Source organism: Escherichia sp. 94.0001 (assembly GCF_013369155.2).
Lineage (GTDB): Bacteria > Pseudomonadota > Gammaproteobacteria > Enterobacterales > Enterobacteriaceae > Escherichia > Escherichia coli_F.
Map to the genome: position 1 here is coordinate 71017 of NZ_JABWMS020000008.1, position 22900 is coordinate 93916.

The 22900-nt window shown below is 51.0% G+C and carries 23 protein-coding genes; 8 read left to right on the top strand and 15 right to left on the bottom strand.

The window, feature by feature from the left end; all coding sequences use genetic code 11:
- The first annotated feature begins 12 nt into the window (after positions 1-12).
- Together gltD and HEN33_RS06530 are read left to right on the top strand one after the other, a co-directional pair.
- A complete protein-coding gene (gene gltD, locus HEN33_RS06525) occupies positions 13-1431 on the top strand; it encodes a glutamate synthase subunit GltD (RefSeq protein ID WP_000081682.1) in 1419 nt (472 codons plus the stop codon).
- A 183-nt stretch (positions 1432-1614) separates the two neighbouring features.
- On the top strand, positions 1615-2727 hold the full coding sequence (locus HEN33_RS06530) for a PDDEXK nuclease domain-containing protein (protein WP_176262731.1): 1113 nt from the start codon (positions 1615-1617) through the stop codon (positions 2725-2727).
- 59 nt (positions 2728-2786) lie between these two features.
- On the opposite strand, the gene nanQ is transcribed toward HEN33_RS06530, so the two are convergent.
- The 6 genes from nanQ to nanR form a co-directional block, all read right to left on the bottom strand.
- Entirely contained in the window at positions 2787-3251 is a 465-nt protein-coding gene (gene nanQ, locus HEN33_RS06535; RefSeq protein WP_000979880.1) for an N-acetylneuraminate anomerase, read from the bottom strand.
- A complete protein-coding gene (gene nanK / locus HEN33_RS06540) occupies positions 3248-4123 on the bottom strand; it encodes an N-acetylmannosamine kinase (RefSeq protein WP_105278377.1) in 876 nt (291 codons plus the stop codon). Before nanK ends, nanQ begins: the two co-directional genes overlap by 4 nt.
- Positions 4120-4809 (bottom strand): N-acetylmannosamine-6-phosphate 2-epimerase, encoded by a 690-nt coding sequence (locus tag HEN33_RS06545; protein ID WP_176262732.1) that lies wholly within the window; start codon positions 4807-4809, stop codon positions 4120-4122. Before HEN33_RS06545 ends, nanK begins: the two co-directional genes overlap by 4 nt.
- Before the next feature lie 46 nt (positions 4810-4855).
- Positions 4856-6346 (bottom strand): sialic acid transporter NanT, encoded by a 1491-nt coding sequence (gene nanT, locus HEN33_RS06550; RefSeq protein WP_000108455.1) that lies wholly within the window; start codon positions 6344-6346, stop codon positions 4856-4858.
- Between the two features lie 108 nt (positions 6347-6454).
- Positions 6455-7348, bottom strand: coding sequence for an N-acetylneuraminate lyase (nanA, locus tag HEN33_RS06555; protein ID WP_032284566.1), 894 nt, complete (start codon positions 7346-7348; stop codon positions 6455-6457).
- A gap of 121 nt (positions 7349-7469) precedes the next feature.
- Positions 7470-8261, bottom strand: coding sequence for a transcriptional regulator NanR (gene nanR / locus HEN33_RS06560; RefSeq protein ID WP_000523844.1), 792 nt, complete (start codon positions 8259-8261; stop codon positions 7470-7472).
- 379 nt (positions 8262-8640) lie between these two features.
- Between nanR and dcuC the strand changes: the two genes are divergently transcribed.
- Positions 8641-10008, top strand: coding sequence for an anaerobic C4-dicarboxylate transporter DcuC (gene dcuC / locus HEN33_RS06565; protein ID WP_039021327.1), 1368 nt, complete (start codon positions 8641-8643; stop codon positions 10006-10008).
- A gap of 43 nt (positions 10009-10051) precedes the next feature.
- Here dcuC and sspB read toward each other — a convergent pair whose 3' ends face one another.
- From sspB to zapE, 5 genes are all read right to left on the bottom strand, one after another.
- Complete coding sequence (sspB, locus tag HEN33_RS06570) at positions 10052-10549, bottom strand: ClpXP protease specificity-enhancing factor (RefSeq protein WP_000366126.1); 498 nt, start codon at positions 10547-10549, stop codon at positions 10052-10054.
- 5 nt (positions 10550-10554) lie between these two features.
- Positions 10555-11193 (bottom strand): stringent starvation protein SspA, encoded by a 639-nt coding sequence (gene sspA, locus HEN33_RS06575; protein WP_000257293.1) that lies wholly within the window; start codon positions 11191-11193, stop codon positions 10555-10557.
- 394 nt (positions 11194-11587) lie between these two features.
- Positions 11588-11980: a 30S ribosomal protein S9 gene (gene rpsI / locus HEN33_RS06580; RefSeq protein ID WP_000829818.1), complete on the bottom strand. Its 393-nt coding sequence runs from the start codon at positions 11978-11980 to the stop codon at positions 11588-11590.
- Positions 11981-11995: 15 nt separating this feature from the next.
- Positions 11996-12424 (bottom strand): 50S ribosomal protein L13, encoded by a 429-nt coding sequence (rplM, locus tag HEN33_RS06585; RefSeq protein WP_000847559.1) that lies wholly within the window; start codon positions 12422-12424, stop codon positions 11996-11998.
- Positions 12425-12642: 218 nt separating this feature from the next.
- Entirely contained in the window at positions 12643-13770 is a 1128-nt protein-coding gene (zapE, locus tag HEN33_RS06590; protein ID WP_176262733.1) for a cell division protein ZapE, read from the bottom strand.
- 193 nt (positions 13771-13963) lie between these two features.
- On the opposite strand from zapE, the gene zapG reads away from it, so the two are divergent.
- From zapG to degS, 3 genes are all read left to right on the top strand, one after another.
- Positions 13964-14362: a Z-ring associated protein ZapG gene (gene zapG, locus HEN33_RS06595; RefSeq protein WP_001295270.1), complete on the top strand. Its 399-nt coding sequence runs from the start codon at positions 13964-13966 to the stop codon at positions 14360-14362.
- Between the two features lie 153 nt (positions 14363-14515).
- Positions 14516-15883, top strand: coding sequence for a serine endoprotease DegQ (gene degQ, locus HEN33_RS06600; protein WP_176262734.1), 1368 nt, complete (start codon positions 14516-14518; stop codon positions 15881-15883).
- Positions 15884-15972: 89 nt separating this feature from the next.
- Positions 15973-17040, top strand: coding sequence for an outer membrane-stress sensor serine endopeptidase DegS (gene degS / locus HEN33_RS06605; protein ID WP_000497723.1), 1068 nt, complete (start codon positions 15973-15975; stop codon positions 17038-17040).
- A 60-nt stretch (positions 17041-17100) separates the two neighbouring features.
- On the opposite strand, the gene mdh is transcribed toward degS, so the two are convergent.
- Positions 17101-18039 carry a malate dehydrogenase gene (gene mdh, locus HEN33_RS06610; RefSeq protein ID WP_001352905.1) on the bottom strand — a complete coding sequence of 313 codons (939 nt, stop codon included), beginning with the start codon at positions 18037-18039 and terminating at the stop codon, positions 17101-17103.
- Between the two features lie 434 nt (positions 18040-18473).
- Here mdh and argR point away from each other — a divergent pair, with 434 nt between their 5' ends.
- Entirely contained in the window at positions 18474-18944 is a 471-nt protein-coding gene (gene argR, locus HEN33_RS06615) for a transcriptional regulator ArgR (protein WP_001257846.1), read from the top strand.
- 364 nt (positions 18945-19308) lie between these two features.
- Positions 19309-19572 (top strand): peroxide/acid stress response protein YhcN, encoded by a 264-nt coding sequence (gene yhcN, locus HEN33_RS06620; protein WP_000695690.1) that lies wholly within the window; start codon positions 19309-19311, stop codon positions 19570-19572.
- Between the two features lie 55 nt (positions 19573-19627).
- Here yhcN and HEN33_RS06625 read toward each other — a convergent pair whose 3' ends face one another.
- From HEN33_RS06625 to aaeA, 3 genes are all read right to left on the bottom strand, one after another.
- Positions 19628-19900, bottom strand: coding sequence for a barstar family protein (locus tag HEN33_RS06625; RefSeq protein ID WP_001029011.1), 273 nt, complete (start codon positions 19898-19900; stop codon positions 19628-19630).
- A 91-nt stretch (positions 19901-19991) separates the two neighbouring features.
- A complete protein-coding gene (gene aaeB / locus HEN33_RS06630) occupies positions 19992-21959 on the bottom strand; it encodes a p-hydroxybenzoic acid efflux pump subunit AaeB (protein WP_000510964.1) in 1968 nt (655 codons plus the stop codon).
- Positions 21960-21964: 5 nt separating this feature from the next.
- A complete protein-coding gene (gene aaeA / locus HEN33_RS06635; protein WP_000854033.1) occupies positions 21965-22897 on the bottom strand; it encodes a p-hydroxybenzoic acid efflux pump subunit AaeA in 933 nt (310 codons plus the stop codon).
- Positions 22898-22900 lie beyond the last annotated feature (3 nt).

Below are 22900 nucleotides of genomic sequence, written 5' to 3' on the forward strand. Positions count from 1 at the left end.
GGGGTAGTAACAATGAGTCAGAATGTTTATCAATTTATCGACCTGCAGCGCGTTGATCCGCCAAAGAAACCGCTGAAGATCCGCAAAATTGAGTTTGTTGAAATTTACGAGCCGTTTTCCGAAGGCCAGGCCAAAGCGCAGGCTGACCGCTGCCTGTCGTGCGGCAACCCATACTGCGAGTGGAAATGCCCGGTACACAACTACATCCCGAACTGGCTGAAGCTCGCCAACGAGGGGCGTATTTTTGAAGCGGCGGAACTGTCGCACCAGACCAATACCCTGCCGGAAGTATGCGGACGTGTCTGCCCGCAGGACCGTCTGTGCGAAGGTTCCTGCACCCTGAACGATGAGTTTGGTGCGGTGACCATCGGCAACATTGAGCGTTATATCAATGATAAAGCGTTCGAAATGGGCTGGCGTCCGGATATGTCTGGCGTGAAACAGACCGGTAAAAAAGTGGCGATTATCGGTGCAGGCCCGGCGGGTCTGGCGTGTGCGGATGTCCTGACGCGCAACGGCGTAAAAGCGGTCGTCTTCGACCGTCACCCGGAAATTGGCGGCCTGCTGACCTTCGGTATTCCGGCTTTCAAGCTGGAAAAAGAGGTAATGACGCGCCGCCGTGAAATCTTCACCGGCATGGGTATTGAATTCAAACTCAATACCGAAGTGGGCCGCGACGTGCAGCTGGACGATCTGCTGAGTGATTACGATGCGGTGTTCCTTGGCGTCGGGACTTATCAGTCAATGCGCGGCGGACTGGAAAACGAAGACGCCGATGGCGTGTACGCAGCGCTGCCGTTCCTTATCGCCAACACCAAACAGTTAATGGGCTTTGGTGAAACTCGCGAAGAACCGTTCGTCAGCATGGAAGGCAAACGCGTGGTGGTACTTGGCGGTGGCGATACCGCGATGGACTGCGTGCGTACTTCCGTGCGCCAGGGGGCAAAGCACGTTACCTGTGCCTATCGTCGTGATGAAGAGAACATGCCGGGTTCCCGCCGCGAAGTGAAAAACGCGCGGGAAGAAGGTGTTGAGTTCAAATTCAACGTCCAGCCACTGGGTATTGAAGTGAACGGCAACGGCAAAGTCAGCGGCGTGAAAATGGTGCGCACAGAAATGGGCGAACCGGATGCCAAAGGCCGTCGCCGCGCAGAGATCGTGGCAGGATCCGAACATATCGTTCCGGCAGATGCGGTGATCATGGCGTTTGGTTTCCGCCCACACAGCATGGAATGGCTGGCAAAACACAGCGTCGAGCTGGATTCGCAAGGGCGCATTATCGCCCCGGAAGGCAGCGACAACGCTTTCCAGACCAGCAACCCGAAAATCTTTGCTGGCGGTGATATCGTCCGAGGTTCCGATCTGGTGGTGACCGCTATTGCCGAAGGTCGTAAGGCGGCAGACGGCATTATGAACTGGCTGGAAGTTTAAGCTCTGTCCCAGCGCCGCCTCCTCTGAAAAGAGTCGGCGCTGAAATTCTCCTTTCGTTCTGGAAAGCGCCTCGCATAATCTGAAGAAAACCAATGTAATACGCACATCTGGATTGTTACCGGCAGATGCCCGGCGTATAGCTGATTCCATTATTCAACACTGCGCCATATAAAGGGAAAGATAATGGAATCGCTCTCAGAAGGAACCACAGCAGGCTACCAGCAAATCCACGACGGCATTATTCATCTGGTCGATAGCGCCAGGACAGAAACGGTACGTAGTGTTAACGCGTTAATGACCGCCACGTACTGGGAAATTGGCCGACGGATTGTCGAATTTGAACAAGGTGGCGAGGCCAGAGCAGCTTATGGTACACAGCTGATTGATCGGCTATCGAAGGATTTAAGTCGACGGTATAAACGTGGTTTTTCTACCAGCAATTTATGGCAGTTTAAAAAATTTTACCTTTACTTTCAACGCATTGAAATTCTCCAGACAGTGTCTGGAGAATTCAGCGCCACAATTCGCCAGACACTGTCTGGCGAATCTTGCCATTTAGCGCAACTTGCCAAATCTTTCCCACTGCCCTGGTCCACCTACGTCCGTTTACTTTCCGTTAAAAACGCTGACGCCCGCAGCTTTTATGAAAAAGAGACGCTCCGCTGTGGTTGGTCTGTCCGCCAGCTAGAGCGGCAAATTACGACCCAATTTTATGAGCGAACACTACTGTCACATGACAAATCAGCCATGCTGCAACAACACGCTCCTGCCGAGATGCATATTCTTCCGCAACAGGCGATACGCGATCCCTTTGTGCTCGAATTTCTGGAGTTGAAAGATGAATACTCAGAATCTGATTTTGAGGAGGCGCTGATCAACCACCTGATGGATTTCATGCTGGAACTTGGGGATGATTTTGCCTTTGTTGGTCGACAGCGAAGGTTACGCATTGATGACAACTGGTTTCGTGTCGATCTGCTGTTTTTCCACCGCCGTTTACGCTGCCTGCTAATCGTCGATCTAAAAGTGGGCAAATTCAGCTATAGCGATGCCGGACAGATGAATATGTATCTCAACTACGCCAAAGAGCACTGGACGCTACCGGATGAAAATCCGCCCATCGGTCTGGTTCTCTGTGCAGAGAAAGGAGTCGGAGAAGCGCATTATGCACTGGCTGGTTTGCCTAACACCGTTCTGGCAAGCGAATATAAGATGCAACTACCTGATGAGAAACGACTCGCAGATGAACTCGTTCGAACACAGGCGGTGCTAGAGGAAGGCTATAGACGCCGTTAATTTCAGCGGTTTCGAAATCTGCAGACAGTGTCTGCAGAATCTTTAAAACGAACTAAGTTTTAAGCCATTAAATCAGCCTTAACCTTCACCACAACCTTTTTAATCTCACCCGGCTCGCCGACAACGCATCCCGGCTTATGCGGTTCTCCAGGCATAAACACGGCGAACATTCCCGGTTTCAGGATGATGGTTTGCTCATTCTCAATGGCGCTGCAAAGCTGGTAATCATCTTCATGGTGGAACTCTTCACACTGACGCGCAGTGCCTGCCATGCCAAACAGGATCCGTTCCTCACCGTTTAATAACAGCTGGATATCAATGTACTGCTCGTGCAATTCCGCTTTTTTCTCGACGGGCGATTGAGTGTTAAACGTCATGACATTCATAAAGATATTATCGCCCTGTAATTCGTAACGACCCGGCGCTTTTTCTTGCGGCCTGGCGGCTAAGGCTAGTGTTAACGCGTCCTGTAACGCAGGATGTAACCCAGCAGACGGTAATGACTGTACTTCACCCATCATCATAATTTTTCTCCCTGGGCCAACAGCGCAGCCCCAAGTAAACCTGCATCATGGCGGTAGTGCGCCGCCAGTAAATCAACATGAAATGCCGCTGGCTCCTGCGCCAGATACGTTTCCACCAACGCCAGATACCCTTCTGCCAGACCAACGCTGCCACCGACCACTACGCACTGACAATCAGTTGTGGCTTTAATATCAGCGATCAGCCTTGCCAGCACATGTGCGGAGCGGTGAATCAGTTGCTGCGCCTGCTCATCGCCCTGCCCGGCGTGCGTGAAAATAGTTTTCGCATTCGCACCAGCCAACTCCCCTTGCGCTGCCGCCGCAATGCCGCGACCAGAAGCAATCGCCTCCACGCAACCTGTGCGTCCACAGCCGCAGACTGGACCATGCGGATCGGCAAGCGTATGCCCGATGTGCCCCGCCAGACCTCCAGGGCCGGTAAGCAGTTTGCCGCCGCTCACTACACCGCCACCGACGCCAGTGGAAACAGTGATAAACACCATCTCGGTTATATCGCCTTCCAGCGCCTGATACTCTGCCCATGCTGCGGCCTGCGCGTCGTTAATGGCAATGGTCGGCAAATCGGTAAGTTGTTCCAGAGTTTTGACTAACGGAAAGTGTAGCAATCCACCGAGATTATGCGGATTCAGCGCCAGCAGGCTGCCGTCGCGAATAATTCCGGTAGAAGCGATGGCAACCTGCTGCGCATGCGCTTGTAACGGAGAGACTAATGCGGCTAAGGCTTCACGCAAGGCTTCTGGTGTCTGGCTAGCAGGCGTAGGAAGTTCACGGCGATCGCGGATCTGCCCATCAGCGCCAATCAGCGCGGCGGCAAGTTTAGTACCGCCGATATCAATCGCCAGTGTAGTCATAGCACCGCCTTTTTCATCGCTGTGTTGTACCACTGACAAATGTGTTCAAGACGCGTGATAGCAGAACCGACCGTCACCGCCCATGCACCGTGGCGCATCGCATCCGCCGCCTGAGCAGGCGAGTTGTAACGCCCTTCGGCAATCACCCGACATCCGGCGTCGCTTAATGTTTTTACCAGTGCCAGGTCTGGCTCTTCTGGCGTTTCAGGCGTGGTATAGCCAGAAAGCGTAGTACCAATAATTTCGGCTCCCAGCTTTTGGCAAGCCAGGCCGTCTTCCGGCGTTGAACAGTCGGTCATCGCCAGTAAACCGTGATGGTGAATACGCGCCAACAGTGTTTCAACTGGAACCGGGCGCAGGCGATCGGTGCCATCAATAGCGATGATATCCGCACCCGCCTGCGCCAGTGCATCAACATCTTCAATATAGGCCGTGATACGTACCGGAGAATCCTCCAGATCGCGTTTGACAATCCCGATAATTGGCACGCTCACCACCGCACGCGTGGCTTGCAGATTTGCCACACCTTCAATACGAATGGCAACCGCTCCCGCCTGCTCTGCCGCTAATGCCATGGCGGCGACGATTTCAGGTTTATCGAGTGGGCTGTCCGGAACCGGCTGGCAGGAGACAATCAGGCCACCGTTAGCAGCGATTTTTTGATCCAGTTGTGCAAGTAACGACATACATCTTCCCTTAGCGAAAGGCCCGGTAGAAGACCGGGCAACAGGATTAACTTTTGGTTTTGACTAAATCGTTTTTAGCGCTGCCAAACGGCACGGCACCGCTAAATGGTTTGCCGTCGATAGCGTCATGAGTACGCAACGCTTCCGGGCGCAACCAACGCTGAACGCGAGAAGGCATATCCAGCCCAATCAGCAGGATCACCACGAACGTCAGGCTAAACGAAAGCGATGCCAGCGCAGTACCCAGATCCAGACGTTGAGCGATCAACGCGCCGATGATTGGGGCCAGTGCGCCGCCCAATGCGCCAACGTTGTAGGTAAAGCCCAGGCCCGCTGCACGCTGGTCGGTATCGAAATAACCGCCAATCAGTTTCGGTAAGATCCCGGCGATCCCTTGTCCAAGCATTTGCTGGAAGAACAGTAACAAACCGAGCACCCAGACGTTTGCGCCACCAATCGCAAATACCGGAATAATCAGCAGTTGCGAGGCCAGCAGGCTACAAACGTACGCTTTGCGGGTTCCCAGCCAGTCACCGAGGAAGCCGCCGACACAGCAACCCACAGCCGCCCCAAAGCCACTAAAGAACAGCACATTGGCGACAGTATGCGGGTCATAAGCAAGATCGGTTTTCAAATACGTTGGCAGCAGTGCCTGAATCGGCCATGAGTAGAGGAAAGCAAATAACACAACCACCATCAGCATTACGCCCGTTGGCCAGCGTTTGCCCGTACTCTGAACCATAAAGCTGATAAAGATTGCGGCACATAACAGCCCGAGAACAGCGACGATTGCGGCATTTTGCAGGTTACCAGCGAAGCAGAACCACAGCGCAGTAGCCGCCGCCAGCGTCATTACGATATTGGCAATGCGATGTTCACCACGGTAAAGAATGTCTACCATCGTGCGTACTGGTGCTTTACCTGCGTGTTTCTCTTTCCAGTCTTCCGCTTCCGGAATGTTTTTACGCAGCCAGAGAGCAAAGATGATTGGCAAAATGCCGATAAAGAACAGCGCTCGCCAGCCCCAGACCGGAACCACCAGGCTGTAGACCTGAGCGGCAACGACGGCACCCACCGAGAAGCCGGAAATCAGAAAGCCACTGGCTTTGTTACGCAGATGTTTTGGCCAGCTTTCAATGACATAGGTGGCGCTGGAGCCGTATTCTCCCGCCATCCCCATGCCGATGACCAGACGAGCAATAAACATGGTGATGTAGCCTGGCGCAAAGCCGCAGGCCAGCGTCCCGGCCGAGAAGAGAACGATACTGGTAACCATTGCCAGACGACGCCCGTAGCGGTCGCCCATAGCGCCAAGCATCAGGCCGCCGAACCAGCGAGAGATAAAGGCTGCGGAGATCAGACTTGCCGCCTGTACCGTCGTCAGCCCGAATTCACCTTGTACTTCGGTGAGTACCAGGGCGATTAAAACGAAATCAAAACCGTCAAGCAGATATCCCAACCAGGCAGCGGAAAATGCGCGCCATTGTGCGCGGTTGAGATGGCGATACCACGGGATATTCTGGGTTGTAGTACTCATTGTGAGTCTCCCGCGGTGGGCGATGCCCACACGCTTTGGTATAAAAATTGTAGGGTACAGATGCGTTTATTTCCCCTCACCCGGTAGGGGCGAGCGAGGGGAAACAACTCACCCGCGCTCTTGCATCAACTGCTGGGCTAGCGCCTTCAGTTCTGGCAGATATTTTTCATCGACCGGACCAAACGGTTTGCGGCACAGCGGCACAGAAACGACATCCATATAGTGCAGGACCGTTTTCAGGCCGCGGAATACGCCCGTTTTGATCAGTAAATCAATGACTTTATTACATTCGGTTTGCAGCTTCTGCGCGGTCTGGATATCGCCTTCTTTCAGCGCCTTCACGATACCCTGATAACGCCAGCCCATAATGTTGTAAGTACTGCCGATACCACCATCAGCGCCCGCCAACAAACCAGAAGCAAAGATTTCGTCGTAACCGTTATAGAGCACCAGATCCGGATGTTCACGACGGATCTGCTCCATCTGATAGAGATCGCCAGAGGTCTGTTTCAGCGCGCCGACACTAGGCAACGTAACCAGAGTGTTAATCTGATCCAGGGTCAGTTTAACGCCGCTTAACGCCGGAATGTTGTACACCACCATCGGCAACCCATCCGCCGAATCAATAATTGCCCGATAGTGATCGCAGTGTTCTTCAAAGCTGAAAGGATAGTAGAACGGCGTGACAGCGGAGACGGCATCGAAGCCATAACGTTTAGCCGATGCCGCAAGTTGTTGGCTTTCAGCAGTGCTGACGCAACCGACGTGGGCGATGAGTTTAATCTTGCCTTTCGCCTCTTCGGCGACGATTTCCAGTACCTGTTCACGCTCGGAAAGGCTTTGTACAAAGGCTTCGCCGGTTGAACCACCCACGTATAAACCGTCGATGCCCTGCTGAATATTGAACTGAACCAGGCGACGCAGACTCGCTTTATCCAGTGCTTGTTGTTGATCAAAAGGAGTCAGGAGTGCGGCCATTACGCCACGTAAATTCGTTGCCATAAATACCTCTGAAGTGATGCTTGTCTGATAAACGATATACCTTTATACCTGTTATACCAGATCAATTAAGCAACACCCCATACAGAAAGCTTATAATGCGATCTGCTTCACTAAAGTGGCATTATTTCTTTTTGTTGGTGGTCTGACCGAAGGCGTGCCAGGTAGCAGAGACGCTGTTGAGATGCGATTGCAACGCGCGATCGGCTTCATCGGGATCGTGGCGGCGGATCGCATCAACGATCGCAATATGCTGTTGATAGCTAACGTTGTTATGCTCGTGCAGAGCCTGATCAGCCACGGTTGGACGTGCGGCGATCAGCCAGTCGAGCAGGGCAACGTGGATCGCCATGAAGATTGGGTTACCGGGGATCTCCGCCAGCACGCGGTGGAAATCAACGTCTGAACGAATGAATGCCGCGTTGTTATCAAGCGACTGACTGTTGATTTCCAGTGCTTTTGCCAGCAAATCAATTTGCTCATCGGTGGCATGTTCAGCCGCATAGCGCACCAGGCTGGATTCAAAGAACAGACGTAATTGTTCGAAATGGGCAATTCCGCCAGGATGAGAAAGGAAATCTTTCGCCATGCCGGAAAGCTCGCCGATGATGGTGTCCGCAGAAGGACGTGAGACGCGAGCGCGTTCGCCGTTGTTTATTTGCACCAGACCTTTACGTTTTAACGCTGCCAGCGCTTCACGCACCGAAGGACGCCCGACGTTAAAGAACGCCATCAGTTCGCGTTCAGACGGTAATTGTTCACCTTCGCCAAATTCACGACGGCGGATCATCTGTTCCAGCTCTTCTTCCACCATTTCGGAGAGTTTTTTACGCGCCAGCGGGCGGCTGCGCAAGTTGCGACCAATTGCAGGTGAAGAATCTTCGGTTTGCGAATCAAATGCGTTCATAAGGCCCATTCTGTAAGGTCAGTGTGATTAACATCATCAGTGACATCCTATCACAGGATTGAAAGTAGGGGGAAATGGCGGGATTTTCTCTTTGTGCCTCATCATTACTATAATTAACTGAATAATTAACTATTGCGAAAAATTAATGTAACGCAGATAAAAACATCACGATTGAATTATTCATAAGACTATTAACAAGTATTATGAATATTATGAATGTGTTCTTACAAAATAATCATAAGCGCATATTTTTTAATGAAAAATCACCTCACCTACAATTAAAAACACGACATCCGCACCATAAATAGCCTTGCAAAAAATATAACATCATTGTTTTCAATCTGCCGTTTATGGGATTGACCGTTTTCTTTTGACACGGAGTTCAACAATGTTCGGCATAATTATATCTGTCATCGTATTAATGACGATGGGCTATTTGATCCTGAAAAACTACAAACCTCAAGTGGTGCTGGCTGCCGCAGGTATCTTCCTGATGATGTGCGGTGTCTGGTTAGGATTCGGTGGAGTACTCGATCCCGCCAAAAGCAGCGGCTACTTGATCGTCGATATTTATAATGAAATCCTGCGCATGCTGTCCAACCGCATTGCCGGGTTAGGGTTGTCGATTATGGCGGTGGGCGGGTATGCCCGCTACATGGAGCGCATAGGAGCCAGTCGGGCGATGGTGAGCTTGTTAAGCCGCCCGTTAAAACTCATTCGCTCGCCGTATCTTATTCTGTCGGCAACTTACGTTATCGGCCAAATCATGGCGCAGTTTATTACCAGCGCCTCCGGTCTGGGTATGTTGCTGATGGTCACCTTATTTCCGACACTGGTGAGTCTGGGAGTAAGTCGTCTCTCTGCGGTGGCGGTTATCGCAACCACGATGTCCATTGAGTGGGGGATTCTGGAAACGAACTCCATTTTTGCTGCCCAGGTAGCAGGAATGAAAATTGCCACTTACTTCTTCCACTACCAGCTTCCGGTCGCCTCTTGCGTCATTATCTCGGTGGCGATCTCCCACTTTTTCGTGCAACGCGCTTTCGACAAAAAAGATAAAAATATCAATCACGAACAGGCAGAACAAAAAGCTCTCGATAATGTCCCGCCGCTCTATTACGCCATTTTACCGGTGATGCCGTTAATCCTGATGCTCGGCTCGCTGTTCCTCGCCCACGTCGGGCTGATGCAGTCAGAACTGCATCTGGTGGTGGTGATGTTACTGAGTTTGACGGTGACGATGTTTGTTGAGTTCTTCCGCAAGCATAACTTGCGCGAAACAATGGACGATGTGCAGGCGTTTTTTGACGGCATGGGTACGCAGTTTGCCAACGTGGTAACGCTGGTGGTCGCGGGTGAAATATTTGCGAAAGGCTTAACGACGATTGGCACTGTCGATGCGGTTATCAGGGGTGCGGAGCATTCTGGTCTGGGCGGTATTGGCGTGATGATTATTATGGCGCTGGTCATTGCCATTTGTGCCATTGTGATGGGCTCAGGCAATGCGCCATTTATGTCATTTGCCAGTCTTATTCCGAATATCGCAGCCGGACTACATGTACCAGCGGTTGTAATGATTATGCCGATGCATTTTGCCACGACGCTAGCGCGCGCTGTTTCGCCGATTACTGCGGTGGTGGTCGTTACATCAGGAATTGCAGGTGTTTCGCCTTTTGCGGTAGTGAAGCGGACAGCGATCCCCATGGCAGTCGGTTTCGTGGTGAATATGATTGCCACAATCACGCTATTTTATTAAGCGATAAAGAAGACAAAACAGGCCGCCAGGGCCTGTTTTCATTTTACTTCACAACGCGTAATGCCGGTCGACCACCGCGTGGTGGCTGCGGTGGTTCATCGTCAGGATGAGTGTCATCATCGTGATCTGGCTTGTCGCCATCAATAACCGACATAACGGTTTCGTTGTCTGCCGATGCCTCTTCATCATTCATGATGCTGGCATCTTCATCGTAGGCAGCTTCAGGTTCAAACATCGTGCCTGCGCCATTTTCACGGGCGTAGATAGCCAGCACGGCAGCCAGCGGCACAGAAACCTGACGCGGAATGCCACCAAAGCGCGCGTTAAAGCGCACCTCATCATTCGCCAGTTCCAGATTGCCGACAGCACGCGGCGCAATGTTGAGTACGATTTGCCCGTCACGCGCATATTCCATAGGAACCTGCACGCCAGGGAGCGTCACATCCACCACCAGGTGCGGCGTGAGCTGGTTATCCAGCAACCACTCATAGAATGCACGCAGCAGATAGGGACGACGTGGTGTTAGCTGTGACAAATCCATACAGATTAACTCCGGCCCAGACGCATTTCACGTTCTGCTTCAGTTAAAGAAGCAAGGAAAGAGTCACGTTCAAAGACGCGGGTCATATAGCCTTTCAGCTCTTTCGCACCCGGACCGCTGAACTCGATGCCCAGTTGCGGCAGACGCCACAGCAGCGGAGCAAGGTAGCAATCGACCAGGCTGAACTCATCGCTCAGGAAGTACGGCTTCTGACCGAAGACCGGCGCAATCGCCAGCAGTTCTTCGCGCAGTTGCTTACGTGCGGCATCTGCTTCAGAAGCTGAACCGTTGATGATGGTGTTCATCAGCGTGTACCAGTCTTTTTCGATGCGATGCATATACAGACGGCTTTCACCGCGAGCTACCGGGTAAACAGGCATCAGTGGCGGATGCGGGAAACGCTCATCCAGATATTCCATAATGATGCGAGATTCCCACAGGGTCAGCTCACGATCCACCAGGGTCGGAACGCTCTGATTCGGGTTGAGGTCAATCAGATCCTGAGGCGGATTGTCCTTTTCCACGTGTTCGATCTCGAAACTTACACCTTTCTCAGCCAGCACAATGCGGACCTGATGGCTATAGATGTCAGTAGGACCGGAAAACAGCGTCATTACCGAACGTTTGTTGGCAGCGACAGCCATGAAAACCTCCAGGTATAGTCAGAATTTTTACTGCTACCAGCCACCAGGTGGCCAGTCAGAAGTTGTGTTACCCAGTAAGGAACGACTCTCTTTGTTCGAAAATCAAACAAAAAATGAGCAATACCCGACATTTGGGCAGAAAATTGGATGATAGTTTACCAGATTTTGTGACCTTTGTGGTGAGTCGATGCCGGAAATGGGGAAAAAGAGATGCGCTTTAGTCTGAAATGGTTGACTTAGTCCCTTATCGGCGATGTGGTTTTTGTTTTCTGTCTGTCAGGCGACAGCAAAAATCAACATTCCTTTTTTTTACGCTGATTCAGATTTTAGCCATAAAAAAACCCGCCGAAGCGGGTTTTTTTCGCAAATTGTTTTCTGCCGGAGCAGAAGCCAATTAACGTTTGGAGAACTGCGGACGACGACGTGCTTTACGCAGACCGACTTTCTTACGTTCAACCTGACGAGCGTCACGAGTAACGAAGCCAGCTTTACGCAGTTCAGAACGCAGGGACTCGTCGTATTCCATCAGAGCGCGGGTGATACCGTGACGGATCGCACCAGCCTGACCAGAGATACCACCACCTTTAACAGTGATGTACAGGTCCAGTTTCTCAACCATGTCGACCAGTTCCAGCGGCTGACGAACTACCATGCGGGCAGTTTCACGACCGAAGTACTGTTCCAGAGAACGTTGGTTGATTACGATTTTACCGTTGCCCGGTTTGATGAAAACGCGAGCTGCGGAACTTTTGCGGCGACCAGTGCCGTAGTATTGATTTTCAGCCATTGCCTATAATCCCGATTAGATGTCAAGAACTTGCGGTTGCTGTGCCGCGTGGTTGTGCTCGTTACCCGCGTAAACTTTCAGTTTACGGAACATAGCACGACCCAGCGGGCCTTTTGGCAACATGCCTTTAACCGCGATTTCAATCACACGCTCAGGACGGCGAGCAATCATCTCTTCAAAGGTCGCTTGTTTGATACCACCGATGTGGCCGGTGTGGTGATAGTACACTTTGTCAGTACGCTTGTTGCCGGTTACAGCAACTTTATCAGCGTTCAGAACGATGATGTAATCACCGGTATCTACGTGCGGAGTGTATTCCGCTTTGTGCTTACCGCGCAGGCGACGAGCCAGTTCAGTAGCCAGACGGCCCAGAGTTTTACCGGTCGCGTCAACAACATACCAGTCGCGTTTTACGGTTTCTGGTTTAGCTGTAAAAGTTTTCATTAAAAGCTTACCCAATAAATAGTTACACGTTGGTGAACACCCAAACGTCTTCAATTGTTGAGGTTCACACGACAAAGTCCGGCAAACCTACCCCTTCGAATAGCCTATGCCAGCACACAAAAAGTTTTGGGAAAAAAACTTTCTTGTAACGTGGGGTCGCAGGATTATAGAGAAGTCGGGGTCAAAGATCGACCCCTTTTTGTGATTTGTGGCAGGTTTTAACCCGCCAAATGCTCGCGCTTCAGATACTCTTCGCTTTGCATCTCTTGCAGACGTGACAGGCAACGCTGGAACTCAAACTTCAGCCGATCGCCCTGATAAATTTCATACAGCGGCACTTCTGCACTCACCACTAATTTGACATGGCGCTCGTAAAACTCATCCACCAGCGCAATAAAGCGCCGCGCTTCGCTCTCCATCAACCGCGTCATAACTGGTACATCAAACAACATGACCGTGTGAAAGAGGCGCGAGAGCGCAATATAGTCATGCTGACTGCGGGCGTCGACGCACAGCGTAGTAAAAGAGACCGCCAGCGTCTGGTTCTCGACGCCCATTGTCGCCAATGGCCGATGGTTGATTTCTAACGTCGGTGAATTTTCTCGTTTCGCCCCCGCCAGCGCCAACCATAGTTTGTCCATTTGCGTCCGGGTTTCATCGTTGAGTGGCGAAAGCCACAGGTGCGCCTGAGTGAGCGTACGCAGTCGATAATCAACACCGGCGTCCACGTTCATTACATCACAATGCTGTTTAATGGCATCGATTGCAGGCAAAAAACGCGCACGTTGCAGGCCATTTCGATAAAGTTCGTCCGGCGGAATATTTGACGTCGCTACCAGGGTAATACCGCGGGCGAACAGGGCTTCCATCAGGCCGCCAAGTAGCATGGCATCGGTAATATCAGAAACAAAAAATTCGTCAAAACAGAGCACGTCAGTTTCTGCTTTAAAGCGATCGGCAATAATTTCCAGCGGATCGGTCTGCCCCTGCAAAGCAGTTAGCTCTTCATGTACCCGCAGCATAAAACGGTGAAAGTGCAGACGCTGTTTCCGCTCTCCCGGCAGGCTTTGATAGAAAAGGTCCATCAGCCAGGTTTTCCCGCGTCCTACCCCGCCCCACATATATAAGCCACGCACTGGCGTATGCTGTGTGTCTTCGCGTTTACCCCACAGCTTACCGACCCGCGCCATTAGCCCACTCGTCCTGGGGGCTGGAGGCGTGCTATTGATGAGTTCCTGATAAATAATTTCCAGGCGGCTGACGGCCTCTTTTTGAACGTCGTCGGGTTGATGGCTGCCTTCATTGAGCGCCTTCAGGTATTGCGATGTTGGGGTAACGCTTTGCATGATCTTATTGTTATTCCTTGAATAATCGGTGCGCCGTTGTTCACGGTTGACGAAAAAAAGGCCGTTCTACACTACGCGATATGCAGTCGGGATTCCACTTCTGTGGAATTAACGGTTATAGTGGCATAATCAGCCGCAGGCATGGAGCCTGAAGCCAACACCCTACGGAAACAAAAGACAACGGGAGATGTTCATGACCTGGGAATATGCGCTAATTGGGTTAGTCGTCGGCATCATTATTGGTGCTGTGGCCATGCGTTTTGGTAATCGTAAACTACGCCAGCAACAGGCGTTGCAGTACGAACTGGAAAAGAATAAAGCTGAACTGGACGAGTATCGCGAAGAGCTGGTTAGCCACTTTGCCCGCAGCGCGGAATTACTGGATACCATGGCGCACGACTATCGCCAGCTGTATCAACACATGGCGAAAAGCTCCAGCAGCCTGCTGCCGGAACTGTCTGCTGAAGCAAACCCGTTCCGTAATCGTCTGGCTGAGTCTGAAGCCAGCAACGATCAGGCACCGGTGCAAATGCCACGCGACTATTCTGAAGGCGCGTCAGGCCTGCTGCGTACTGGCGCGAAGCGCGACTAATTTATTTTTCGGGCGCAGCCATTGCGCCCTCCTCTTCTTTCCCTCCCCGACTATCATTTAATCTGGTGTCTCATTGTTAGCCGTCTGAAAATTCAATAACATCAAACTGTTTTGAATCTCTTTTCTTATCATTCAGGTACGAGAGCAGGAATAATGAAAAAACAAACCCAGCTGTTGAGTGCATTAGCGTTAAGTGTCGGGTTAACTCTCTCGGCGTCATTTCAGGCCGTTGCGTCGATTCCAGGCCAGGTTGCCGATCAGGCCCCTCTCCCCAGTTTGGCTCCAATGCTAGAAAAAGTGCTTCCGGCAGTGGTGAGCGTACGGGTGGAAGGAACGGCCAGTCAGGGACAGAAAATCCCGGAAGAATTCAAAAAGTTTTTTGGTGATGATTTACCGGATCAACCTGCACAACCCTTCGAAGGTTTAGGCTCCGGTGTCATCATCAACGCCAGTAAAGGCTATGTGCTGACTAACAACCATGTGATTAATCAGGCACAGAAAATCAGTATTCAGCTCAATGATGGGCGCGAGTTTGATGCAAAACTGATTGGTAGCGATGACCAGAGCGATATCGCCCTGTTGCAAATTCAAAACCCGAGCAAATTAACGCAAATCGCTATTGCCGACTCCGATAAATTGCACGTCGGTGATTTTGCCGTGGCGGTCGGTAACCCATTTGGCCTTGGGCAAACCGCCACCTCTGGCATTGTTTCCGCATTAGGCCGCAGCGGGTTGAATCTTGAAGGTCTTGAAAACTTTATCCAGACAGATGCTTCCATTAACCGCGGTAACTCCGGCGGTGCACTGTTAAACCTTAACGGTGAGTTAATTGGCATCAACACTGCAATCCTTGCGCCTGGCGGTGGGAGCGTCGGGATTGGATTTGCCATCCCCAGTAATATGGCGCGAACACTGGCGCAGCAGCTTATCGACTTTGGTGAAATCAAACGCGGTCTGTTAGGCATCAAAGGCACCGAGATGAGTGCCGATATCGCCAAAGCCTTCAACCTTGACGTGCAGCGTGGCGCGTTTGTCAGCGAAGTGTTGCCAGGTTCTGGCTCGGCAAAAGCGGGCATCAAAGCGGGCGATATTATTACCAGCCTCAACGGCAAACCGCTGAATAGCTTTGCTGAGTTGCGCTCTCGTATCGCAACCACCGAGCCGGGCACGAAAGTGAAGCTTGGCCTGCTGCGTAACGGCAAACCACTGGAAGTAGAAGTGACGCTCGATACCAGCACCTCTTCGTCGGCCAGCGCTGAAATGATCACGCCTGCGCTTGAAGGTGCAACGTTGAGCGATGGTCAGCTAAAAGATGGCGGCAAAGGTATTAAGATCGATGAGGTTGTCAAAGGAAGCCCAGCTGCTCAGGCAGGCTTGCAAAAAGACGATGTGATCATTGGCGTCAACCGCGATCGGGTGAACTCGATTGCTGAAATGCGTAAAGTGCTGGCGGCAAAACCGGCCATCATCGCCCTGCAAATTGTACGCGGCAATGAAAGCATCTATTTGCTGATGCGTTAATGTCGTAAACCGGGCATCAGGCTGACGTGTGATGTCCGGTTAACTCGTGGTATGCTGCTGCCGTTCCCTTTTTTAATGACGCCTCCATCATGTTTGTGAAGCTCTTACGTTCCGTTGCGATTGGATTAATTGTCGGCGCTATTCTGCTGGTTGCCATGCCTTCGCTGCGCAGCCTTAACCCGCTTTCCACTCCGCAATTTGACAGTACCGATGAGACGCCTGCCAGCTATAATCTGGCGGTTCGCCGCGCCGCGCCAGCGGTGGTTAACGTTTACAACCGTGGTTTGAACACCAACTCTCACAACCAGCTTGAGATCCGCACCCTGGGATCCGGTGTAATCATGGATCAACGCGGTTATATCATCACCAATAAACACGTCATCAACGACGCCGATCAGATCATCGTCGCCTTACAAGATGGACGTGTATTTGAAGCATTGCTGGTGGGATCTGACTCTCTAACCGATCTGGCGGTACTTAAAATTAATGCCACTGGCGGTTTACCTACCATTCCAATCAATGCACGTCGCGTACCGCACATTGGTGACGTGGTACTGGCGATCGGTAACCCGTACAACCTCGGGCAGACCATTACCCAGGGGATTATTAGTGCCACGGGTCGAATTGGTCTGAACCCGACCGGGCGGCAAAACTTCCTGCAAACCGATGCTTCCATTAACCACGGTAACTCTGGCGGCGCACTGGTGAACTCGCTGGGCGAACTGATGGGCATTAACACGCTGTCGTTTGATAAGAGTAACGATGGCGAAACGCCGGAAGGTATCGGCTTTGCGATTCCTTTCCAGTTAGCAACCAAAATTATGGATAAGCTGATCCGCGATGGTCGCGTGATCCGCGGCTACATTGGTATCGGCGGACGTGAGATCGCACCACTGCATGCGCAGGGCGGTGGTATAGATCAACTGCAAGGGATCGTGGTTAATGAAGTGTCACCTGACGGCCCGGCGGCGAATGCGGGTATTCAGGTCAATGATTTGATTATTTCGGTGGATAACAAACCGGCCATCTCTGCTCTGGAGACGATGGATCAGGTGGCGGAAATTCGCCCTGGCTCGGTGATCCCGGTTGTAGTGATGCGTGATGATAAGCAGTTAACGCTGCAGGTCACCATTCAGGAATATCCGGCAACCAATTAAGTCGTGCGCTCAAAAAAAAACCGGAGTCTGTGCTCCGGTTTTTTATTATCCGCTAATCAATTACTTATTAACGAACTCTTCGCCCAGGGCGATATCTTTCTTCAGCGTATCCAGCATACCTTCCAGCGCGTTCTGTTCAAATGCGCTCAGGGTGCCGATAGATTTACGCTCTTCCACGCCGTTTTTACCCAGCAGCAGCGGTTGAGAGAAGAAACGTGCGTACTGACCGTCGCCTTCAACGTAGGCACATTCGACAACGCCTTGTTCGCCCTGTAGTGCGCGAACCAGAGACAGACCAAAACGTGCAGCTGCCTGGCCCATAGACAGGGTTGCAGACCCGCCACCGGCTTTCGCTTCAACCACCTCAGTACCCGCGTTCTGGATACGTTTGGTCAGTTCAGCCACTTCCTGCTCGGTAAAGCTAACGCCAGGAACCTGTGACAGCAGCGGCAGAATGGTAACACCAGAGTGACCGCCAATTACCGGCACTTCAACTTCGCCCGGCTGTTTGCCTTTCAGTTCCGCAACAAAGGTGTTGGAACGAATGATATCCAGCGTGGTAACGCCGAACAGTTTGTTTTTGTCATAAACACCGGCTTTTTTCAGCACTTCAGCAGCAATCGCAACTGTGGTGTTAACCGGGTTAGTGATAATACCAATGCACGCTTTTGGGCAGGTTTTCGCAACTTGCTGTACCAGATTTTTCACGATGCCGGCGTTAACGTTAAACAGGTCGGAACGATCCATACCCGGTTTACGCGCTACACCTGCAGAGATAAGAACGACATCTGCGCCTTCCAGCGCCGGAGTCGCATCTTCACCAGAAAAACCTTTGATTTTCACAGCAGTAGGGATATGGCTCAGATCGACAGCCACACCGGGAGTCACTGGAGCGATATCATACAGAGAGAGTTCTGAACCTGAAGGCAGTTGGGTTTTTAACAGTAGTGCAAGCGCCTGGCCAATACCGCCAGCAGCGCCGAGGACTGCGACTTTCATCCTAAACTCCTTATTATATTGATAAACTAAGATATGTTGCTCCGCTGCCGCGACCTTAATCCACAAAATTGCCGTTTACAATGACCACATATCAAGAATGTGTAGTCACGCAAGTTTAGCGTTTATGCATTTAATTGCCGTAATCAGGAACCTAACTTACGTAATTAACAGTCGCTTATGCATTAGCGCAACATTCCAACAGGTGGTGACAATATACCCTACCGTTCAGCCAAAACAACATCAATTTGATAACAATTAATTTACTTTTAAGCAGAATTTGCATGCCGTGACGCAGGCATGTTTCTCAATAACGAAATTTGATAAAATCCCGCTCTTTCATAACATTATTTCAGCCTTCTTCAGGGCTGACTGTTTGCATAAAAATTCATCTGTATGCACAATAATGTTGTATCAACCACCATATCGGGTGACTTATGCGAAGCTCGGCTAAGCAAGAAGAACTAGTTAAAGCATTTAAAGCATTACTTAAAGAAGAGAAATTTAGCTCCCAAGGCGAAATCGTCGCCGCGTTGCAGGAGCAAGGCTTTGACAATATTAATCAGTCTAAAGTCTCGCGGATGTTGACCAAGTTTGGTGCTGTACGTACACGCAATGCCAAAATGGAAATGGTTTACTGCCTGCCAGCTGAACTGGGTGTACCAACCACCTCCAGTCCATTGAAGAATCTGGTGCTGGATATAGACTACAACGATGCAGTTGTCGTGATTCATACCAGCCCTGGCGCGGCGCAGTTAATTGCTCGCCTGCTGGACTCACTGGGCAAAGCAGAAGGTATTCTGGGCACCATCGCTGGCGATGACACCATCTTTACTACCCCTGCTAACGGTTTCACCGTCAAAGACCTGTACGAAGCGATTTTAGAGCTGTTCGACCAGGAGCTTTAATCTCTGCCCCGTCGCTTCTGGCGGCGGGGAAAATGTTGCTTTTCCCTCTCATCCCCCTGCTTTCTCCTACGATTAATTTAACGAATAGTGCGTTTTAGCGCGACACATCATTCACATAATGAATACATGAGTTAAAAAAAGCACATTATGCAAAATTCATTATCTAATTGAAAATAATATAATTAATAATAAATAACCGTGTTTTTAATTCTTTTTTGTTATTAAAACTCACACTTTTAACACTTAGTATCAACTGAAACAGTTAGCGTGGTATTAATTAGTTCAATAATTAGTGTATACTTGATTTTGTGATATGGGTCACGAAACAAAGGCCCAGCTAAAAGATTATGTCGAGGTAAAAATCATGAAAATCAAAACCACTGTTGCTGCATTAAGCGTACTTTCTGTTCTCTCTTTCGGTGCATTCGCTGCCGACTCCATTGATGCTGCACAAGCACAAAATCGTGAAGCAATCGGGACCGTATCCGTAAGTGGTGTGGCGTCTTCGCCAATGGATATGCGTGAAATGCTGAACAAAAAAGCGGAAGAGAAAGGCGCAACGGCCTACCAGATTACTGAAGCTCGTAGCGGTGACACCTGGCACGCTACGGCTGAACTGTACAAATAAACCCTCATCGTCTTGTCCGACGATATTGCCCCCGGTTCGGGGGCTTTTTTTTGCGCTAATGACGAACATTAAAACGCAAATGCCCTTCCAGCTCTTCCTCTGCCTCATCAAACAGCAATATTAATGCGCCAAAACGGCGACGCATTTTCTCTCCCAGATGAACAAATTCAATCTCAAGTGGTAGCGGCAGGACATCGTTCATTAACACATCCCATAGAGAGTCGAGATCGCGTACTTTATCTTTTGCCAGACCAAAGGTTTGGCTAAAGTCGCGATAAAAATCCTCCTGACTCTCAATCTCATCAAAATCAAAGGTATAAATATTCATCTGTTGCCACCGTCACGTTTCGCGGCGAGTTCTGCCGTTCATTGCTAAGTATAGCCATGAAAAAACCGACGCTTTTGGCGTCGGTTTTGACTTAACTATCGGTCAACGCATGTTGATACTTATGGAGCATACCCGTAAGCCGATGTACTGGTTCCGTCACCTGCGGTGGTGCTTGCCAGATGCGTAGCTTTTCCTGGTAGATTTCCAGTTCTTCCAGCAACTGGCCAAAGTACCGACGACGTTTATCATCGCTACGGGCAGATATCACATGGTCTGCTGTGCGGCGCATTTGCCGGTGAAACGCCGATAAATCCTCGTTAACCGGGATCGGCGCATCACGCAGGCGCTGGTGCGCGATAATCATCGTCAGTGCCAGGCGAAATTTCGGCAAATCCCCTGGGAACTTATTCATCAGCAAAAACAGCTGCTGATAAAGTGCCGGGAGGTGATTCTCTTTACGACGTGCCACATTGGTAGTCATCGCGGAAACAGCGGCAGAAACAAACTGATTAAGCAGTACACGTCCAGTCCTGTCGCGCGATTTATCCCGCACCAGCAAAATAACGGTGAACGCGAGCACACAGCCGACGATTTGCCCTAATGCGCTGTCGAGAAACTGACTGAAATGGAAAGTCATCGGGTTATCCAGCACGATAATGTTTATGGTGCTGGCCAGCGCCCCCATCGAGCCCAATCGCCGTTTCTGTACTTCAATGCCAAGGAAGAATCCCAGCACTGCCAGGCTAATACACAGCAATAACATGCTTTGTTGGGTATTAGGGATAATCACCAAAAAGTAGAGTAGCCCTAACGGCAGCGCCGCCAGCGTCCCATAAATAAAGTCGATCGCCACCATGCGTGGATTCGGCAAACGCATTGCCAGTGACGTCACTACCGCAATCATCACCATTGCACCACTGCCGGAAGTCCAGCCCGTCCACAGCCAGAAAAGCGTCCCCAGAATGCAGGAAAGTGTGGTTCGCCAGAAGTTAACCATCGCATGATGACGTTCGGCTGACTCTACTTTGACTTCCGGTTCGCCTTGCAGGATCTCTTCTTCAGTAGCGTTGATTTTTGTGTTACTGATAACGCCGCGCTTGAGAAGCTGATAACGCGTTGCCGCCGCGACCCAGCTATAAATGGTGACAGGCGTTTCCCGTTCCCCGGTCCAGGCGATAACTCTCCGCAGGCGTTTGAGCTGCTTGTGGACGTCCTGCGCGGTTTCTACCGGCGTGTCAAAAAATTCGCGGAAAGTATCAGTGATCAATTCCGGGCGCGTATTCTGAATAAGATAAGTTTCGCAGGATTGGGTAATCAGCGTCAGCGATAGCGTATTGATCGCTTTTAAACGTCGATTGGCCCGCGCCCAGCGGGAAGATTCCATATTCAGGTTGCTGCGCATACCTTGTAACGCCGTGGTGCGTCGCACCAGATCGCCCCAGGCTTTATCGACAACTTCACCATCGCCATGCTTGATACAGAGTTGCATTAATTGATATTGCGCGACCAGCAAACTTTCCAGCTCTCGATCCACTTCTTGTTTGATCGATCGCGGAGAAAAGAGCAAATCCGCCATAATTGCACACACAATACCGATAACGATCTCGCTACAACGTTCGACGGCAAACTGCGGCGTAAGCAATGGTTCCGGCTGAATGGTGATCACAATGATCAGCGCGGTATAACCGGCCAGCCCCCACGCATACGAGTTTTCTATTCGTACCAGCGAGGATATCCAGGTACAAAAACCGGCCCAGATACAGCACACCAGAATCATCAATAATGGTGCGCGGATCATCGCAATGATGATCACCAGTCCGGCAATACAGCCAATAAATGTGCCGATGATGCGCAAAAAGCCACGATAGCGAATAGCGCCAGAATACGGTTCACCTCCCGCAGCAAAGGCCGGACCGGCGGCAACAATCGCCGCTGTCAGTACCGCCCAGCGTGGCGTTTCCAGCTGGAAGTGAAAGCCAACAAACAGCGCCAATACAATGGCGGTCGCCAGTTTTACCGCAAAGCGAATATGTTGGTTAGCAATGGAGAAAATACCCATCGTGATTAACCAAACTCACGCAGGCGATGGGCCATTTTACGGAAGAACGAATCCTGGCTTTCGTCGCGATCTTGTTTGCCAGTGACCACCACTGTAGCAGTGGTGCCCGCAGGCCAGATGTTCTCTTGCTGGTTGTCGAGACGAATACGAACCGGAACACGTTGCGCCAAACGCACCCATTCAAGGTTAGAGTCGATGGTCGCCATCCCTTTGTCGTCACGCGTGCTGCTGGCGTTGGTGACCCCAGCGGCAACACTATCAACAGTCCCTTTCAGCACTTTGTTACTGCCAAGCGGCGTGATCTCTGCACGATACCCAGGGCGCACCCCTTCCAGCTTAGTTTCTTCCATATAGGCCAGTACATAGAAGGAGTTCTGTTTCACCAGCGCAACCGCCGTTGATCCACGGGTAATAAACTCACCGGTATAGACGTTGAGGTTGGTCACCCAGCCATCTGCTGGCGCGCGGATCACCGTGCGTTCAAGATCCAGTTTTGCCAGATCGCGGGTCGCCTGCGCTTTCGCTAACTGATGCAGAACCGTTTGTAGTACGTTGTTGGCCTGATCGATCTCTTCGCGAGACATCGCCTGCACACCGAGACGGTTACGACGTCCGGCCTCCTGGCGTTTCTCCTGTGCCAGTACCTGATAATAAGCAACATCGGCTTGCGCTTCCTCAAGCGCCTTTTGATAACGCGGCTGGTCGATGGTGAACAGTACCTGTCCTTTTTTCACCAGCTGGTTATCATGAACATTCACCTGGGTAATGAGTCCAGAAACGTCCGGCGCGATCGCAACGACGTCAGCGCTAAAGCGCGCGTCACGCGTCCACGGGGATTCGGTGTAATAGACCCAGGCATTAAAAATTGCGATGAAGGCCAGAATGACTAATACGACCGTGATGGCCGTACGGGAGAATTTTCTTATTAGTGTTTTCACTTC